10 protein-coding genes are annotated in these 15,093 nt (G+C 57.4%); 9 read left to right on the top strand and 1 reads right to left on the bottom strand.

The genetic code is table 11. The features are described 5' to 3' along the window. Positions 1-25 precede the first annotated feature (25 nt). The 9 genes from LAO21_03125 (at position 26) to gltX (ending at position 14,667) form a co-directional block, all read left to right on the top strand. Positions 26-1,321, top strand: a complete 1,296-nt coding sequence (locus LAO21_03125; GenBank protein ID MBZ5551687.1) for a radical SAM protein — start codon at positions 26-28, stop codon at positions 1,319-1,321. Between the two features lie 475 nt (positions 1,322-1,796). Further along, positions 1,797-2,054: a hypothetical protein gene (locus tag LAO21_03120; GenBank protein MBZ5551686.1), complete on the top strand. Its 258-nt coding sequence runs from the start codon at positions 1,797-1,799 to the stop codon at positions 2,052-2,054. 81 nt (positions 2,055-2,135) lie between these two features. Further along, on the top strand, positions 2,136-2,309 hold the full coding sequence (locus tag LAO21_03115; protein ID MBZ5551685.1) for a tetratricopeptide repeat protein: 174 nt from the start codon (positions 2,136-2,138) through the stop codon (positions 2,307-2,309). Between the two features lie 19 nt (positions 2,310-2,328). Then, positions 2,329-3,171 (top strand): OmpA family protein, encoded by an 843-nt coding sequence (locus tag LAO21_03110; protein MBZ5551684.1) that lies wholly within the window; start codon positions 2,329-2,331, stop codon positions 3,169-3,171. Positions 3,172-3,217: 46 nt separating this feature from the next. Continuing rightward, a complete protein-coding gene (locus LAO21_03105) occupies positions 3,218-4,054 on the top strand; it encodes an OmpA family protein (protein ID MBZ5551683.1) in 837 nt (278 codons plus the stop codon). Between the two features lie 45 nt (positions 4,055-4,099). Continuing rightward, positions 4,100-6,121 (top strand): hypothetical protein, encoded by a 2,022-nt coding sequence (locus tag LAO21_03100; protein ID MBZ5551682.1) that lies wholly within the window; start codon positions 4,100-4,102, stop codon positions 6,119-6,121. A 795-nt stretch (positions 6,122-6,916) separates the two neighbouring features. After that, positions 6,917-10,120, top strand: a complete 3,204-nt coding sequence (locus LAO21_03095) for a choice-of-anchor D domain-containing protein (GenBank protein MBZ5551681.1) — start codon at positions 6,917-6,919, stop codon at positions 10,118-10,120. A gap of 536 nt (positions 10,121-10,656) precedes the next feature. Next, positions 10,657-13,011, top strand: coding sequence for a carbohydrate binding family 9 domain-containing protein (locus tag LAO21_03090; GenBank protein ID MBZ5551680.1), 2,355 nt, complete (start codon positions 10,657-10,659; stop codon positions 13,009-13,011). A gap of 216 nt (positions 13,012-13,227) precedes the next feature. Then, positions 13,228-14,667: a glutamate--tRNA ligase gene (gltX, locus tag LAO21_03085; protein ID MBZ5551679.1), complete on the top strand. Its 1,440-nt coding sequence runs from the start codon at positions 13,228-13,230 to the stop codon at positions 14,665-14,667. Between the two features lie 157 nt (positions 14,668-14,824). Here gltX and LAO21_03080 read toward each other — a convergent pair whose 3' ends face one another. Further along, positions 14,825-15,091, bottom strand: a complete 267-nt coding sequence (locus LAO21_03080; protein ID MBZ5551678.1) for a hypothetical protein — start codon at positions 15,089-15,091, stop codon at positions 14,825-14,827. Positions 15,092-15,093 lie beyond the last annotated feature (2 nt).

The raw sequence follows: 15,093 nt of genomic DNA, 5'->3' as shown, positions 1-15,093 counted from the left end.
TTGAATGAGGAAAGGAGATTGCAGAATGTCACAACCGGCCCCAATCGAATCCACACCCGAATTTACCGAATCCACACGCGCGTTTCGTGTTGATGTGCCATTGCAGGAGTTCCTGCAAAAGGCATCCGTGCGGACCACTCTCCTGCCGCCTTCTCCGGAGCCACAGGCCCTGCCGGAGCCGGTCTTTCCCATGACCAAAGGGACCACCGACATGAAGCGGTCGGGATTCGTGTATCACGCCAACAACGGGACCCGGGCCTTTCGCCGGTGGTTTGTCCCCTATGTTCAATCGCGCGTGATGGCGGACGAGTTTCGCCCCTTATTGTCGTACCTGTTCACTGAGTGGAAATGCAACCTCGACTGCCACTACTGCTGGGCGTTCGACAACAGCGTCAAGGGAATGACCGAAGACACCGCCAAGCGCTCCATCGATTGGCTGCATTCCGTGGGTTGCCGCGTCATTGCCATCATGGGAGGCGAGCCGCTGCTGCGTCCGCAATTCATCCACAAGGTGGTGTACTACGGAACGAAACGCGGATTCTTCGTCTACCTCCCCACCAACGGTCGATTGTTGAGGCCGGAGGTATGCGATTGGATTGGCGATTCGGGCGTCGCGGCCATCAATTTCGCGGTCGATTGTGTCGACGAGAAGCCGGGATTGCCCAAGGCGCTCAAGCCCATCCGAGCCAATTTCGATTACATGGTGAAGATGCAGCGGCGGTACGGCTACATGGTCGTCTTCAACATGAACATCTGCCGGAACAACATGGACGACATCAAGGAATTGACCGAAATTGCGCACGACCATGGGATCTCCACCGATTATCACATCAACGAGACCCCGATGCTGGAGCAGTCGCATTTCAAGCATATGCAGGAGAACGAAACATACCTGCGGCCCGAGGATTTTCCCAAGGTCGACGCCCTGCTGGACCATTTGATCGAGAAGAACAAGCAGGGTTACATCATGGTGAATTCCAAGGCGCACCTGGGGCGGATGAAAGATTTCATGCGGGGCAAGGTTGAGTCCTGGAATTGTCGCGCGGGGCACAACTCCTGCGTGATTCGGACGGATGGCACGCTGGCGCCCTGCTTCCCGATGTACTCTGCACAGTACGATTGGGGAACCGTCGAAAATCAGAAGTTCGACGTCAAACAGCTCGATGAGATGAAAAAGGACTGCGGCAAGCATTGCCTGTCGACCTGCCAGTACGTCCTGGGGCATTACTACAACAACCAGACCGTCCTGCGGTGGATCATCAAGCAGGCCTTGCACGGCTTCAGCCTGAACGGCGCGACGACCGCCGTGGCTCAAGCCTGAAAACGGCGTTTGCAGGTGAATGGGCAGCCCGCCCTGGGCTGCCCTTTTTTTACCCCCAATAATTCTGCTCGAGCCAAAAATCCATGAAGGCAGACGAGGACGTCTGCCTCACAGCTCTCGGCAAGAAGGATTTCTCCACCTTATTGAAACATTAGAAGTAATGCAAGAATCTCACCAGAGCGGCCGCGTTCGCCCTGGCGGAACGATCCCCCTTTCGAGTCGTCGTGATACCTCATGGAACCAGAAGCCGTTTGTTTTATCTTGCCGTCATCATCTGATTGTGACATAATTCACATGTTTTCAAAATGCCCTTTCGGGGTGTGCCTCGTTTTGCAGGAACACAAGAAACATTTCATCCTGGGCATTCTGACTTTTATCTCTCCAAATTTTCCCCGAGTCTGAAACTCGCCAGATTTCCCTGTTGCCAACTCACAGGCCTCAGGGGTTTCTTTAAGCCTACTCCAGGCAAACGAAGATGCCAATCCCAAGGCCCACATTCTCGATCTGCAGCCGCGTCCTCGCCACGGCAGGCGTCGCAGGGGCGGCTTTTTATCTCCCTTTAATCGCCTGGGGTCAATCTGAAGACTCCGAATATGAAAAAGTCTTTGACTGCCCTGGATTCCCGCGGGCGGGGGCAGACACACTGGCCGTACGCGTGAAAGAAGAGAACGGTTCCTTCGGTTATCCCGTGTTGGTCGGGCTCAAAGCCGGGCAGGTTGTCTGGAAATCGTAGGGGGCTGATCGCTATGAAGATTGGGAAGAACACAAGCTCAATCGCCCCGGAATCTGGGTCAGGGCCTGGAAGTCCAAGGAGTTGGAGAAAAAAGATTTCATCACGGCTCTGGACGATTACGGGTTTTTCCTGCAGCAAGCGGGGAATCATCAGGACGCAGTGACCGCGTTCGAGGAAGTGAAAACCATCGATCCGAACAGGGCCGTCAACCACCTGAATCTAGGCGACTCATTGTGGGCGCCTCGAACTCGTTAGACGATGAAAAGGAGGATCCATGAAAACGGCTAAGCGCTTCACACTCGGTTGGGTGATGGTGTTCATTTCGCTGCTTGCTCCAGCGCTCCTCTTGGGCCAGGCGGCGAAGCCGGACAAAAAAGGCTGCAGCGACTCTCCGCTTCTGAGCAGGGTGTCCGGTTGCTACATCTATAGCTGTGAGCGGAACGAATGGGACGCGGTAAAGATTGCGATCGGCCCCGGGAACAAGACTCAAATGATCGAAGGGGAGAAGCTCCACAATTACTACGAGTGTGCCGCGGAATCGTACAGCCGCCTGAAGGTGGTTCGCAATGCTGAATCGGCCTTACGGCCGGCGGGCTACACCATCGAGTTTTCCGGGACGTACGACGGCGACCCTGCGGTCACGGCGCGCAAGGGGTCGCAGTGGATTTTCGTGACCACCGGCACCGACCGTTACTGGGTCACCACCGTTAAGGCCAAGGAAATGGCTCAGGAGATGAAGGCCACGGCCGAGGTGCTGGCCAGCGACATTACCGCCACCGGGCATGCCGCGGTCTATGGGATTTGTTTCGACACGGACAAGGCGGAGATCAAGCCCGAGTCTGAGCCGGCGCTCACCGAGATGGCGAAGCTGCTGAAGAACAACGCGGCGCTCAACGTATTCATCGTCGGGCACACCGATAATACTGGCACCTTCGAACACAACATGAAGCTCTCGCAGGATCGCGCGGCGTCGGTGGTCAGCGCACTGGTCACCAAGCACGGGATCGCGGCGGCACGCCTCAAGTCGACGGGCGTTGCTTCGCTGGCCCCGGTGGCTTCCAACGACACCGAGGACGGCAAGGCCAAGAACCGTCGCGTGGAATTGGTGAAGCGGTAAGAGGTTGAAGGCAGGTTAAACCATGAAGCCGAAGGGAGGCCACGTCATGAAAAGGAGCATCTTTACTGCAGCAGCCGTCACCGTGCTATTGCTTTTCGCGGCGGCGGCCATGTGGGCCCAGGAGGACAAGAAGGGGAGCAAGGATTACCCATTGTTCTCACGTTGGCCGGGGTACTACATGGATAACTACGAGCACAAGAAGTTCGACGCCTACACGTATGAGCTGAAAGACAAGAAGGAAATGGTCGAGGGAGAGTACTACTATCTCAGTTACTGCAATAAGAAGGGCGTCGAAGGTGCCAGCGAGATCGAGATCATCCGCAACTTTGAGAACGCCATTCGCAAGGCGGGCGGCACAGTGCTGTATACCTCCGGTAAGTCTTCGACGATCGGGAAGATCATCAAGGAAGGGAAGGAAATCTGGGTCCGCGCACAGCCCTGGAATGGTGGCAACTGCTACACGCTACACATCACCGAACGCCAGGCCATGGATCAGACCATCCAGGCCAATGCAGCCTCCTGGCTGACTGACATTACCGCCACCGGACACGCCGCCGTGTATGGAATCTATTTCGACGTCGACAAGTCGGAGATCAAGCCCGAGTCCGAGCCGGCGCTCAGCGAGATGGCGAAGCTGCTGAAGAACAACACCACGCTCAACGTCTTCATCGTCGGCCACACCGACAATACCGGCACCTTCGAGCACAACATGAAGCTGTCGCAGGACCGCGCGGCCTCGGTGGTCAATGCGCTGGTGGGCAAGCACGGGATCGCGGGGACGCGCCTCAAGCCGATGGGCGTCGCTTCGCTTACCCCGGTGGCATCGAACAAGACCGAGGAAGGCAAGGCAAAAAACCGGAGGGTGGAACTGGTGGAGCGGTGAACGAAGCAGGCGCACAAGAGGACGTGTGCAAAGGGGGAGGTCCGTATGGTGAGGCGAGTGCTTGCCCTTGCGGCAATGGTGTTTTTTCTACTTGGCGCTGCTACGGCAGCTGAAGCAGAGCCCTGCTCGAAGCCGAAGGTGTACATAAAGTTCGCCTTTGTCAAAGGCACCGAGGAACAGCTGAACCAGGACAAAGGACATTTTCAAACGGACGAACAGTGGACGGATGAACTGTCGAAGATCGTCATGGATCAGCTGAGTAAATTCGCCGGCGATGTAGACTTGATCCTGGATGAAAAGACAGTGTTCTATGACGACAATCCCCAAACGGAAAAGGTAGAAAACAGCTTCAACTACGATGAGCCCGGCGAGTACAGCCTCCGGATCGTCGTCAGTGTGATAACGGCCCGTGGTCCCGACGGGGTGAGGGACTCCTCCCTCCACCCCAACTACTGGGTCGGCTCCCACCTCGGGGCAGCGGACCGCGGGGGCACGATCGCAGCCCTGTACAACACCGAGATGCCCAACATCACCAGCGCCCTCCAGATCAACGTGCTTCAGTACGGGAATCTGGCAAAACTCATAGAGAAGTACGAGAGCACCCACTTTCGCACGCTTCGGGAGCCGAAACTCGAGTCAAGTGTGGATCCATCATGGGTATCGCCGGAGCCCGGCGAGCGCAAGGCCAAGATCTGGGCGAAGGTGACCGATTGCCGGGGTCGAAGTGGGGAGGGAACAAATGTCTATATCCAGGCCAAAACGTCCCCAAAAGACCGAGGCACGATCCGGCACTTGAAGGCCAGCGAATGGATCGCAGACTTGCCGATCGACGGGGGGAGTTTTGACCAGATCAGGACGACGAAAGACGGCACAATTGAGGCCGAGTACACACTCGAAAAGGGAACCGATCCGGGCTCTGAGAGGATCACGGTACACGTGCTCGGACGAGGCGAGAAGCGGATCGAACAGATTCTCATCATCAAGATCAAGGGTCTGAAGCTCGAGGTGAAGCCCGACCAGACCACGCTCCTGCCGGGAGCGGAGACGAAGGTACGCTTCACGCTTTTCAAGACGGACCCGGACGGGGGCCAGGAACCGTTCTCCGGCCGCAAGATTCACTTAAGCATCCAGGGGCTGAATGATGGCAAGGTCACCCCGCTGGGCGAGATCGCGACCAACGAGCAGGGGCAGGCCACCACAACGTATCACGCCGGGAACAAGGACAAGTCGGTGACGTTCATTGCCAACTACCAGCCCATGGGCTACAACGAGGGCGTCACCGGCAAGGGGGTAGTGAAGGTCACGCCTCCCACTTTTTCTGCAATGCTGACCGGAACTTTGCACGAAGAGCACACCGAGGACTGCCGCGAGGCTCCGCCCGGTTATACCAAGATCTCCAAAGAGAACCGGACGAAGGATCTCCGGGTCCAGGTCAACCTCGCCCTCGACAAAGACAGCATTGTGTCGAACTACGTCCGCAGCACTGGGGAATTGCGCTGGCGAGTCACCGTGAAAGACACCAGCGTCGGTTCCTATTCCGGGGCCGAGAACCATACCTCATATAACTACGCCGGAGACTTAGGAAAACCACCCCTCCTCACCGAAGGTGAAGTCGAATTGAAGAGAACAGTGACCAGCGCACAGCCCAACCCCGATGAGGCCAATCAGAAGCATGAAGTTGTCATCTACTTCGATGCCCAAACGAAGAAGATCAAGCGAGTCTATTTCAACTTCCCACGAATCGATCTGACCTGGGAGGAGACCAAGACAGCCAAGTCCAGAAGGGGGGTCGAAACCGCCACTGGCAGGCAGATCCGGTCCACCGGGCCGACAGAAACGAGCGACACTTTGAAACGCAGCTTCTCCCCTCACCCGGTCGAGGACAGCGTCACCACGCCTTCCGGCGGTTCGGGCTGGCATAAAGATTCCGAGAATTCTTCTGGCGATGGGATACGGTCGGCCTCCGGGCACGGGAAGCACACCGTCACCCGGGAGGGCAAGTGCTCTAAGACCACTGAAGAAGAGACCTTTCAGTGGCAATTGAACATGGAGGTCGCCCGGAGATGAAGTCCAGTGGCCCTCAAGGGTGAGCCCGGCGCCCTTGGGTGCGACCGATTTGCCACTCCGGGTTCCAAACCCTCAACAACGAGGGCTTTCATAGGAAGCCCGCACGAGCGCTCATCTGCTTAAAGGCAGACCGATCATACCATCCAAGCGAACTGCATCTCTATCTGCTTTCATTGTCAGGATATTAGACAGGCCTCGACAAGACTTCCCTTTCCCAGCCACCCACCACCCAGCGCCTAGCCTTGGTCTTTCGTTGGATCCAACTTTGGGCAGGTTCATCGAAAAGTGATCGTGAAACATATCGCAGGAGCTTGTGAAAACACCGTAAGAAGCGAAATTGTGTTGACTTTTCTCATGAGGGAGATTACTTAACCCGCATCACTGAATTGAACCTGACTTTCGAGGCCCAAAAGGGTCTCGAACGCCTTTATCCATGCGTGGCGAAACATGATAGAGGCACTTCGAGGGCGCGACTCAGTGGGCAATTAATGAGAATTGCCCAACCCGCTCTCCTGCGTTGCCTATTTGAACGGCGATTTCCAAGAATCACTGGTCACTCCTGTCGGTCGACTTCTACGGTTGCGAGAGTTGGACAAACGTCCGGCATTGAGCAAACCCCCTGCAGGGCATTTAAGTGATGCCTGCCACGGGAGGAAAGCTCAGCCGCTGAAGACCGAGCAACCGCGTTCGGAGGTAGGCTGTGTTGTGGATACAATGACGCCTGGCAGAGAATCCAAAATTGAAATTCGCGTTGAGTAATTACCCAACCAAAACATTCCCTTGTGGAGGTGTGCAATGGCTACGATGCAAAGATTCAGTGCTCTTTGGCGGGCACATGCGGTGCGCGCCGCGGTTCCATTTTTAGGGTACACAGCCCTCGCGGGATTCATGCTGGCGGGTTGGAGTTCTGGCGTCCTTGCCCAGCCGGCGCTCCCGAATCAATTGGAGATCAAAGCGCAGGGCATCTCCATCCGCTACCCGGCGGGCTGGTCAATCCCTCCCAAGCGATATGCGAATGTGGATGAACTGGTGAATGTGCCGGCCGGCGAGCATGCCCGTGGCCGGCCCACGGCCCGTGTCCAGATCACTGCGGTGCCTCGGACGGACCATGCGGAGGCGCTCCGTGAGCTCCGGGACATCGCGACGGAAAACAACTCTAAGCCGACATTCCTGGACATCGGCGGCTGGCCAGGGCTCCAGCGACGCCACACCGAGCCTCGCCAACAGCCTAGTGGAGGTCCTCTGTTCGCCGACAAGGTGGTGCTGCGGATCACCACGGCCGTCGCGGTGGGCAATCTCGTGGTCCGCGCAGAGGCGTTCCTGCCCTCAGCCGCCAGCGCGACGCTCATCAGCGAAGTGGAAGCCATGGGGCAGTCTCTCAAGTTCAAGACCGAGGGGACACCCCAACGCACTGGGCAGGAGCTCGAAGAACTCCGGCGGGGTGCAAACGTGCCCCCCGGATCGGCGCTCCTCACGCCCCATGACGCGCAAGACTTCACCTCGTCGCACAACTCCACAGCGGGAGCAGCGTCAGGGGGGATTCGGCAGTCAGCCGCGAAGGAGACTCCAACCCTTGCGCCGCAGTGGCCGCTCCAGGATCCGCCGCTCACCCGCCTGTTCCAGGGAGGAAATGGCGAGCTTGAAATCGCTGTCTCGCCCAATGGCCGGAACATCGTGGTCGCCCGACAACGCCTGTTCAGAACTTCAAACGACGGCGGTCAGACGTTTGCTTTTAACGGGGCCGCAGGGTTCGGCGATGGCGATCCATCGCTCGCCTGGGGACAGAGCGGCAACTTCTATTTGGCCGGGATCAACACGGGCTGCACCGCCACCACCACCTGTACGGGAATGGACCGGTCCACCAATAACGGCCAGACCTTCCCATTTCTGACCAACGCGCTGAGCTGCCCCAATACCGGCGTCAACTCGTGCTTTCCCGACCAGGAGCACATTGCTGCCGATCGCGTCAACGCCGCACCGGGCGGAGGAGATCAGGTCTACTCGGTGTGGCGAAACTTCAACTCTACAGGGCAGGACCCCTCTATCATCTGTTCCCAGGACAGCGGGGCCAACTGGACTGCCCCTTTCGACGTCGAGATCGGCGCCTTCGTGCCGCGGGTTGGTGTCGGGCAGGACGGGTTTGTCTACGTGATCTACCGTCAGGGTGGCAACATCCGCCTGCATAAATTCAGTTCCTGCGGCGCCGGCCTTGCTCCCCAGTTGGGCTTTCCGGTGACCGTGACTGCCGTCACTGACGTCACGTGTCCGGTCTCGGGTCTGGACCGATGCAATAACGGCAATGTGCTCTCCAGTCACATGGTGGCAGTGGATGACACCAACGCGAACCACGTCTACGTCGCTTACGCGCAAAACACGGTGGCCGGAAACGAGAACATCCTTGTGCGCGATTCACTCGATGGCGGCCGGACGTGGTTGCCCGCTCGAGTCGTCACCATTAATGCCACGGCCGTCGGGCGGCGGTTCATGCCATGGGTAAGCACGACTGGCGGCGAGGCATTCGTGTCGTGGTATGACCGGCGTGCCGCAACCCCCGCGGCCAACGACCTGACGGAATACTTCGGAGGCAGGGCGCGCCTGGACGCGCTCGGCAACCTTGTTGCCGGCCCCGAGTTCAAGATCTCGAAGGTCCTCGACCCCGAGTGTGCCTCGGGCTGGGGCGCGGCTCCACGGAGCACCGGTGATTCGGAGTCGTGTTCCACTCAGCCGCAGCTCGCCGGCGTCTGTTGTGACAATACGCAGCCCAACTGCCCGGGGTCACAAACCCGCTGTGATTTCTCTTCGACCGTGTGCCCAGCAGGGGAGACCTGCAACACCGGCGGAGGTTCCCCGAAGTATGGTGACTACAACGGCAACGCATGTGCCGCAGGACGATTCTTCACTTCATTTGCTTCTGCGAAGTCCCCTCCCGAGATCACACCCCCGTCGGCCGCGATCGATGTTTTCTTCAGCAAATTTCTTGTGGGCGATGTCCCCCAAATCCAGATCCCTTCGGGAGTGGCCTTCGGGAGCATCTGTGACGGGAGTGCCGGCCGCTCGACGCTTAAGGTCTGCAATACCGGCAATGCCAGCCTCTCGGCGGGGCCCGTGACCTCTTCGAACCCCCAGTTCGCTGTCACGACGCCGTCCGGCGGGTATCCGGTCGTGATCAGCCCTGATTTCTGCTTTCCTTTTGAGGTGACCTTCACCCCAACGGGTGTCGGACCTCAAACGGCAATGCTGACAGTTCCAAGCGATGACCCGTCGACTCCCTCGGTTTCCGTGCCAGCAACGGGGCAGGGTGGATCCGGCGCCTTGGGCCTGTCGCCGAATCTAAGGTTCTTGCCAACCGTTGTCCAGAGCCTGGGAACCTGTCATTCCACCCGGCCGTTTGTCATATCCAATACGGGCACGTGTAATCTTACGATCACCAACATTGCCATTGGCGGCACGAACGCCGGCGACTTCTCGTTGTCTGGACTGCCCGCCTTTCCCATCACGCTGGAGCCCGGACATGAGGCCGGCTCGGGTGACCTGAACGGGGTCTTTGCACCGACCGCCTCAGCGCGGGAACGTACTGCCAACATCACCGTCACCTTTGTGTCCAATCCGGCCACCGGCGCGACGAGCAGCCAGACGCGCGACCTTTGCGGTGAAGGCGTCCGGACCGGAGCCCGTGTCCTGGTGACCCAGGGAGGCGTGCCCATGCCCCAGGTCCACGAGATTGAACTGAAGCGATTCGGAGGCGCGTTTGGATTTGCCAACGAAGTGGACGAGACAAGGAACGTACCCCTCCAGACGGTGACTGCGACGCCGGGTACGGCGTGCGCCTCGTTCCAGTTCCATCGCGAGTGGGGAGCGGTGTCCAACCCGACTCAGTTGGTGCCGGGCGTTTACCAGCTCAAAGTCGAGGCGACCATCGCCGGTAAAGAGGAACGCAAGGTCATTTGGTTCAACGTGGACACGTGCGGCTTCGATGGCACGATCGTCATCGACTTTTAGAGGCAATGAACTCCGTCGACCCAACCCGGGAGTTGCTTGGGTCGAGGACTGGATCGAAGACCGCCTTTGGCTGGTCCACCTTTCGCCCTTGCAATGTCATCAGGGACGGTGACGAATTCTCAATCATAGGTAGGACCAGTCATAGGCGACTGCCAATCATCCTGGATCTCCAATCTGCGCCCGTCTGGAAACTCTGCCCAGGAATCCTTCATTGCAGCGTCGAGAAACCCGACCAGGAAGAAATCTCTCCAAGGTTTTCAGAACGAAAGTTCTTCGGTAGAATGGGCGGTCTGCGGGGGTCTTCCGGGTTGAAGAGGCCGCCTTGCGCAGCGTAACCACAAGAGGCAGACCCCGGGAAGAGGTCGATTCTGCCCATGGGTTATCCGCTCAGGTTCTCGCTGGGGTAAATCATCGCCGCGCGCCAATCCTGGTCTTTTGTATCCACGATTGATCTTCACCCCTCTGCCTGATGGCGCCGGTTCAAGTTCGCGGGTCATCCTTTTCCGGCAAAGAACGGAACCCAAACCACTCGATCCATGCTGAACAAGATCGCCCCGTACTCGAAAGTGAAGAAGTTCTGCCCCTTGCTGCTCCTCCTGGGTACAGTCCCCTTTTCCCCCCAGTTTCTGGCTCAACCGCAGAATCTTAAGGAAACGCGGGCCTCGGTCCCGGTCATCCATATCGAAAAACTGAATGAAAGAGTGGTGATCGATGGCCGGCTCGACGAGCCGGTGTGGCAGCAGATCGCCCCGATCACCTCCTTCACGCAGACCGATCCGGATGAAGGGAAGCCCGCGAGTGAACGCACCGAAGTCCGGATTTTCTACGATGACAAGAAAATCTATTTCGGTTTTCGTTGCTTTGATCGTGACGCGGGGAAGATCGTCGCCCGCTTTGATGCCCATGATGCGCGGACGAATTCCGACAGCGTGGATATCCTCCTGGACACCTTTCATGATCTCAAGAGCGGTTATTTTTTCAGCATCAACGCGCGCGGCGTCCAATATGACGCCACCGTGCTCGAACAAAGCGGTTTGAAGGGTTTCGAGATGTACGATTCGACATGGAATGCGGTGTGGGAGGACGCGACCACGATTGACGGGGAGGGGTGGACCGCGGAGGTTGCCATTCCCTTCAAGATTCTTCGTTTTCCGCGCACTTCAACGCAGGAGTGGGGGATCAATCTCGGTCGCTCCATCGTCCGGAGAAACGAGGACTCCCGATGGGTCTTCGTGGCACGATTCGACGAAGCGATGCGACCTTCCAAATCAGGCGTTGTGGAAGGCTTGCACGATATCGAGCCAGGACATGCCCTGGATGTGCTCCCCTCGATCACGTCTCGCTTCACCAACTTCGGACGGGCCGACGGACATTACGCCAAGTTGGGCAGTGCCGGGCTCGACGTGAAATACGGGCTGACTTCAAACCTGGTGCTTGATGCCACGGTGAACCCCGATTTCTCGCAGGCGGAGGCCGATGAGTTCAACCTCACCGTCTCGCGCTTCGAATTGTTCTTCCCGGAGAAACGGCAGTTCTTTAACGAGGGGATGGACAATTTCAAAACCCCGCTGAACCTGTTCTTTACCCGCCGCATTGGCGCCGCTTTGCCCGATGGCGAACCCCAGAGAATCCTGGCTGGAGCCAAGATCACCGGGAAGATGGGAGCCTACAAGATCGGCTTTCTTGACGCGGGGACGGTGGAGCGGAACTTCTTCGACCCAGACAATGTCAATCCATCGAATCCGGCCTCTCCCAACAATTTCGATGCCCCCGCGGCGAATTTTTTTGTCTTGCGCGTGGCCCGGGATATCCTCAAGAAGTCATCCATTGGATTTATCACGGTCAATCGGGACCAGCAGAACACCACGGCGTCGTTTTCCGAGCGTGCCACCGGGGTCGACGCCAATTTTCTGTTTGGAGACCACATCACCTGGAGCACACAACTTGCCGTGAGCTCCTCTCCCCGATTTCGCGGCTCGCTGGGCAAACGGATCGCCGAGGACTCCCAGTTCGCCTATAACTCCAAGCAGTGGGAATATCATCTGCACCTGAAATCACTGGGAGAGAAGTTCGACGTCGAACAGATCGGATTTGAGCCGGAAACGAACCGCTGGGGGGGCTCAGCCTGGATCGTGTACAAGCCGTTCATCAATCGCTACGGTATCCGGCAGCTCTTTATCGAGCCCAACTACGATTTCACCCATCTGCAGGATGGACGCGTGGATGATTCCGGCGCAGACTTCAGTATCAGCGCCCAGTTCAAGAACTTCTGGAGTGCGGGGCTCGATTGGTCCTACGACCGGGTACGGTTCAATAGATTTACCCCGGACCATCTCCCTTTGCCGGACGGTTCAACGCGCATCTATGTCAATCCCAAGTATGTCGTCGAGCTCTCTTCAAACGAGAATCGTCAGTTCTCCTTCAGCTTTGAGCTCGAAAATCGATTTCGCTTTGTCAACTTCCCCTTTAACTTTCAAGGAAGAACACGGAACTGGTATGTGACAGTCAATTGGAAGATAGGCGATCGATTCCGTACCAGTCTGAGCACCAATGTGTACCAGGAGCGGTTTCTGAATGGCGCGCCGTTCCAGAACCGGGCTTCCCTCATCTGGCATGTTTCAGGAAATCTTACGCGGAAGTGGCGGGCGCGCCTCCTGGCGCAATACTCCTCAGAGATTGATCCCAAACGCTTTGTCTTCGATCCCCATATTTCAGATTTTTCGTTGGCGTTCGGCCAGAAACGGCTTGCGATCAATTCACTGCTGGCCTACGATTTCAATGCGCGCTCCGCGCTGTTTATCGGATACAACAGCGATCGATTCACACCCAACGACCCCACGCGCCGGGGTAAAGAGATCTTCCTCAAGCTTTCATACCTGTTTTCATTTTGATTGAGAATAGGGAGACATCCCAAGCGCATATGTCTTGTGAATTCTGAAGCGTTGGTTCTTATTTCGGCCTTCTTACAACTCCGCGACCCCGCGTCTCGGCGGTGGGAGGTGCGCTTTCATTTTGCCTTCCCGGGCAACTTCCAGTAGAATTTGGAGCTTTTGTTTTCACTCGGGCAAGAGGGAGAAAGTCCTTTGAGTTCACATTCAGCGAAGGGTGTGGAAGTGCGCGTCCGATTCGCTCCATCTCCCACCGGCTATCTGCACGTGGGGGGAGCACGCACCGCGCTGTTCGACTGGCTGTTTGCGCGGCACCAGGGAGGAAAGTTCATCCTGCGCATCGAGGATACGGATGTTGAACGAAGCTCTCCGGAGATGGTCGAAGGCATCCTGGAGGGCATGCGGTGGTTGGGACTCGATTGGGATGAAGGGCCCTTCTTTCAGTCCGAGCGCACGGAACGCTACCGGAAGGCGGCCCAGGAGCTTCTCGAAAGCGGCCATGCTTATTATTGCTATTGCACGCCAGAGAGTTTGAAAGAGCGCCGTGACCTGGCGATGAAGGAAAAAAGAAATTACAAGTATGAAGGAATTTGCCGCCGGCTGTCGCTAGCACAGATCGAAGCGAATGAGGCGGCGGGCGTCCCCCGCGCCCTTCGATTCAAGGTCCCGGAATCAGGGAGTATCGAGTTTCCGGACCACGTCTTTGGAAGGATCGAAGTGGCCCATGAGCAGATTGAAGATTTTGTGTTGCTGAACTCAAAGAATCATCCCACCTATCATCTTTCGGTTGTCGTCGACGACATGGAGATGCGCATCACGCATGTGGTGCGGGGCGCCGACCACGTCTCAAACACCCCCAAGCAAATCCTCCTCTACCGGGCTTTCGGCGCCGAGGTACCCGAATTTGCGCACCTGCCGCTGATCCTGGGCCCGGACAAGGCGAAGCTGAGCAAGCGTCACGGAACCACTTCGGTGACCGCGTATCGCGACATGGGGTATCTTCCGGAAGCGTTCCGTAACTTTCTGGCGCTTCTGGGCTGGTCGCCCGGCGACAACACCGAGGTCATGTCGACCGATGAATTGATCGAGCGTTTTTCGCTCGACAAGATCAACCAGTCCAATGCCGTGTTCGATATCCAGAAACTGGATTGGCTGAACCGGCAATACATCGGGGCGTCCTCGGCCGAACGGCTGGCCCCGCTGGCGCAAAAAGCGCTCGAAGCCAAACATCTCTGGCGCGAGGAGTTCAGCGGGGTGCAAAAACAGTATTTCCTCTCCACCCTCGACATGCTGAAGTCGCGCATGCATTCGATCAATGATTTTGCGGAGAGCGGGCAGGCGTTCTTTACGGATGTATACGAGATTGATGAGGCTGCCGCCAAGAAGAATCTGAAGGACCCTGACTTAAAAGAATTGATGCCGCTGCTGGCCTCCCGGCTCAAGACCCTGGATCCCTTCACGTTGGAAACCAGCGAACAGGCCCTGCGGGCGCTGGCGGAAGAAAAGCAGGTGAAGGCCGGATTGCTCATCAACGCCGCCAGGGTGTTGCTGACCGGCCGGGCCGTGGGGCCGCCGCTTTTCCACATCATGGTCCAGCTGGGGAGAGAACGCACCACTACGCGTCTCGAGAGAATCTCCACGCTGACCTTCCATCATTAGAAGATAGGGGTAGTAACGACTTTAGTCGTTACGTGCTCGTTCAAGCTCCGAGGTAACGACTGAAGTCGTTACTACGTGCTCGTTCAAGCTCCGAGGTAACGACTGAAGTCGTTACTACGTGTTCGTTCGAGCTCCGAGGTAACGACTGAAGTCGTTACTACAGCAAAATAACGGACTGAAGGCTGGTGATTTCCAGGCGCTTTCGGCACCGTTTGCAGGAGAGGACGTCGTCCACTCGGACGAGGTAATCCCGCGCTTTAGCGAAGCGCATCCGGTCTTCTTCGTTGGCATAAGGAGGGAGGGATTTCTTTTTGGTGCGCCGCCTCCAGCGGATGTCATAGGTTTCCATCGTGTGGCATGAAGGACAATTCAACTGCGCCTGCTTGACTTCGTCCTTTTCGGTGAAAAAATCCCTTTCTTCCATGA

It is taken from the genome of Terriglobia bacterium (assembly GCA_020073085.1).
Lineage (GTDB): Bacteria > Acidobacteriota > Terriglobia > JAIQFV01 > JAIQFV01 > JAIQFV01.
This window is presented reverse-complemented; position numbering and strand designations above follow the sequence as displayed.